We start from the raw sequence: 3,726 nt of genomic DNA on the forward strand, positions 1-3,726 counted from the left end.
GTCGCGGAAGATCCGGACGAGATCGGGGCCGGAGCCCCAGGTGTAGTGGAACCGGGGCACGGAGTTGCCGTGCCCGACCGCGAGGCCCACCCCGCGCTCGACCCAGCCGACGACCGGCATCAGGGACAGCCCGAGCCCCCGCAGGTAGGCGCGCTTGTCACCGGCGGCGAAGGCGACGTACGCCTCGGCCCAGGCGCGGGCCCAGCGGTCCTCGCGCTCGCGGTCGAACCCGGCCGCGCCCAGCCAGTCGGACAGCGCCAGCTCGGCGGAGTCCTTGATGCCCACCCGCCGCTGCTCGGGGCTGTCGACCAGGAACAGGCCGCCCTGCGACCAGTGCGCCTGGCCGCCGAGGTTGGCCTCGTTCTCCTGGTCGAGGACGAGCACCCGCCGGCCGGCCTTGGTCAGCTCGTGGGTCGCGACGAGGCCGGCCAGGCCCGCGCCCACGACGATCACGTCCGCCGCGTCGCTCATGACCGGCCGCCCTCGTCACCGGGGTCGCCGTCGAGGTCGGCGAGGAAGGGTCGGACGGCGCGGAGCAGCGCGTCCGGCGCCTCCATCGGCAGCAGGTGGCCGCTGAACGCGAACAGCGCCAGCCGTCCCCGGCGCAGCCTCAGGCGGGCGCCGATCGCCTGCCAGAAGGGCAGCAGCCGGTCCTGGAGGCCCCAGGCGACCAGGGTCGGCATCGGCAGCTCCGGCAACCTGCCGAGGAGCGGTTCCCGCTGCCCCAGGAGGCCGACCGCCGAGCGGTGCGAGCGCAGGGTGGTGTCCAGGACGCCCGGGGTGTCGACCGCCTGCTCCTGGCTGGACCACCAGGGCGCGGAGATGCGCCAGGGCCGGCAGGCGCCCACCAGCGCCGCCGAGGCCGTGAGCAGCTTGGGCCCGAGGGGGAGCAGCGGGATCAACCACCGCACCAGGTCTCCCAGCGGGGTGACGGACATCAGGACGAAGGCCGGGGTGATGACGCGGCCCATGCCGCCGGAGCCGATCAGCACCAGTCCCGGCACCCGGTCCGGGTGGGCCAGGGCGGCGTGGGTCGCCACCGCGCCGCCCAGCGAGTGCCCGACGAGCACGGGCCGCTCCAGGCCGGCGGCCGCGGCGAACCGCCACACGAACGCGGCGAGCGCCCGCGCGGAGGCGTCGGGGATCGGTTCGGTGTAGCCGTAGCCCGGCAGGTCGACGGCGATGACCCGGTAGTCGTCGGAGAGGCGTTCGAGGACGTCGTACCACTCCTCGGCCACACTCCCCTCGCCGTGGACCAGCAGGAGCGGGCGCCCGGAGCCGGCGGTCAGGTAGCGGGTGTCCGTGCCGTCCACGGTGATCCGGTGTTCCGCCACGGCCGACGGCCGCGCCGCGGTTGGGGTGGTCATGGGGTCTCCCGTCTTCCGGCTGTGCGGAAGCTGCGAGCCGCGCGGCACGGGCGCTTGAGCACCGTGCGGGACCGTCCCGCGACGACAGGTGGGTTCGGACAGGCCGACGGTAGGGACGGTGCGGGCGCGGGCGGCAGGCGCACCGGGTGTCGTCGGGAGCGCGCTCACGGCGTGGTGCGCGCGCCCGCTCGCAGCGCGGCATTCGCGGGCACCCGGCTAACCGGCGAATTCCGACCGAAGCGCCCCTCACTCCACCGGACCGGTCACCCGTTGTCGCTGGAGAGGCCGAACGTGTGGTCTTCCGCACAGGTCGCGGGAAACGACCACGTTCACCCCATCGGCTTATATCCAACCCCCTGCGGACTGCGATTAGCATGGTTTTCACCACGCCCCTAATTTCCTTTGCCGACACAGTTGACCAATTAGCTGGAAACAGTCCGGAACAGGGATGGAATGGGGGTAAGAATCGTGCCCGCAGCATTCGGGAAGACGATCGCGGCAACTCTGACGTCAATAATCGCACAATTTTTCACCACCTTTTGCCCCCACGCGTCGCCACCCCCTCCGAGGCGGTGGGAGGGACGCCGCCGGGAGGAGCGCCCGGTGGTCGGGCCGGCGGTCGGTCGGCGGTCGCGCGCGGACGCCCGGTCACCCTCTCCGGCACGCGAGGGGCGGCGTGCCGGAGAGGTGGTGCCCGGCGCGCACGGGCGTTGACCCACCACGGACACCGTCGGCCCCGCACCGGGGTGCTCCGCCGCCTCCGCACCGGCTCCCGACCTCGCGAACACGACTCCCGCACCGGCCACGCGCCCGGGGGGTGCGCGCCGGACCCACCGGCGGCAGGTTTCGGGTTCCCCGCAGGAACGCGAAGGAGGCGTGATGGTTATGGGCGCACGACCGCCCACCGGCCGGAAGGCGAACGAACGGCTGCGCGCGGTCATGGAGGAAGCGGCCTGTTCCAACACCGGGCTCGCCCGCCGGGTCAACGTGTGCGGCGCCGAGCACGGGCTGGACCTGCGTTACGACAAGACGTCGGTGGCCCGCTGGCTGCGGGGGCAGCAGCCGCGCGGCCGCGCGCCCGCGATCATCGCCCAGGCGCTGGGGCACAAGCTGGGCCGCACGGTGACGGTCGACGAGATCGGCATGTCACCCCACTCCGACGCGGCGGCCACGGTGGGGCTGCGGTTCGAGCCGGTCCTGACGTGCGCGCTGCGCCAGGTGTGCGCGCTGTGGCACCACGACGCCAACCGCACCGGCTCGCTGACCGGGGAGGAGCTCTCCACGTCCGTGCTCGTGCAACCCAGCCGCGACTGGCTGATCGCCGACCCGGACGCCACCGTCGCCGGGGACGGCCCGGCGGCGGTGGGCGCGGCCGACATCGCGGTGGTGCGGGCGACGACCGCCGCGTTCGCCGACCTCGACCACCGCTTCGGCAGCACCCGCATCCGCCCCGTCGTCATCCACTACCTCGACAGCGTCGTCTCCCGGCTGCTCGCGGACTCCTACGGCGAGTCGACCGGGAGACAGCTCCTCGGCGCCGCCGCGCGCCTCACCGAGCTGGCCGGGTACATGGCGGTCGACACCGGCCGGCCGGGTCTCGCCCAGCGCTACTACATCCAGGCCCTGCGGCTGACGCAGGCGGCGGGCGACCGGGGCATGGGCGGGTACGTGCTGGCGTCCGGCATGAGCCGGGCGGCCCTCGTGCTGGGCAGCCCCCACGAGGCCGTCCAGCTCGCCCGCGTGGCCCTGGAGGGGTCGCGGGGCCGGAACACCCCGGCGGTGCGGGCCGTCTGCCACGCGGCCGAGGCCCGGGGGCACGCCCTGCTGGGCGACGCGCGGGCCTGCCAGCGGGCCGCCGGCAAGGCGGTCGAGGCGCTGGAGCACGACGCGTCCGACGGCGAACCGGCCTGGGCCGCCCACGTCGACCGGGCGTACCTGGCGGAGGAGCTGGCCCGGTGCGCCCGCGACCTCGACCAGCCCGCGGCCGCCGTGCGGTGGGCCGACGAGGCCCTGCACGGCTGCCCGCCGGACCGGTCGCGACGGCGGGGGCTCAGGCTGGTGCTCCTGGCCTCGGCGCAGCTGCGGGCGGGCGAGGTCGACCAGGGCCACCACACCGCGTTGCGGGCCGTGGAAGGGCTCCAGGGCGTGTGCTCGGCGCAGTGCGACCGCGCGCTGGAGGACTTCCGCGGTCGGCTGGAGGCGCTGGGCAGGCAGGAGGAGGCGCGCCGGCTCCTCCTCGGACCGGCGGAGGGCTGATCCGGGGGTGGGGGGCGGCCGGGGGGGGGGGGGCCCGCCGCGGGCGCCCCGGCCCCCGCGACGCCGCGCGGGGCGGGGGGCGGTGGATGCGGGGGGCGCCGGC

The 3,726-nt window shown here is 75.3% G+C and carries 3 protein-coding genes; 1 reads left to right on the top strand and 2 read right to left on the bottom strand.

Annotation, left to right across the window (positions count from 1 at the left end):
* The coding region (locus ACFV4N_RS41200) for an FAD-dependent oxidoreductase (protein ID WP_499678125.1) at positions 1-471 on the bottom strand (471 nt) is incomplete at its 3' end.
* Positions 468-1,367 (bottom strand): alpha/beta fold hydrolase, encoded by a 900-nt coding sequence (locus tag ACFV4N_RS41205; protein ID WP_499678126.1) that lies wholly within the window; start codon positions 1,365-1,367, stop codon positions 468-470. The genes ACFV4N_RS41200 and ACFV4N_RS41205, both read right to left, overlap by 4 nt.
* Before the next feature lie 885 nt (positions 1,368-2,252).
* Here ACFV4N_RS41205 and ACFV4N_RS41210 point away from each other — a divergent pair.
* Positions 2,253-3,623 (top strand): NsdA family TPR-like regulatory protein, encoded by a 1,371-nt coding sequence (locus tag ACFV4N_RS41210; RefSeq protein WP_499678127.1) that lies wholly within the window; start codon positions 2,253-2,255, stop codon positions 3,621-3,623.
* Positions 3,624-3,726 lie beyond the last annotated feature (103 nt).

Origin of the sequence: Actinosynnema sp. NPDC059797 (assembly GCF_042732085.1) — a bacterium.
Classification (GTDB): domain Bacteria; phylum Actinomycetota; class Actinomycetes; order Mycobacteriales; family Pseudonocardiaceae; genus Actinosynnema.

Bases quoted from the DNA above. Each gene is read 5' to 3' on its own strand.
- ACFV4N_RS41205 (WP_499678126.1), bottom strand. From the start codon at position 1,367: ATGACCACCCCAACCGCGGCGCGGCCGTCGGCCGTGGCGGAACACCGG.
- ACFV4N_RS41210 (WP_499678127.1), top strand. From the start codon at position 2,253: ATGGGCGCACGACCGCCCACCGGCCGGAAGGCGAACGAACGGCTGCGC.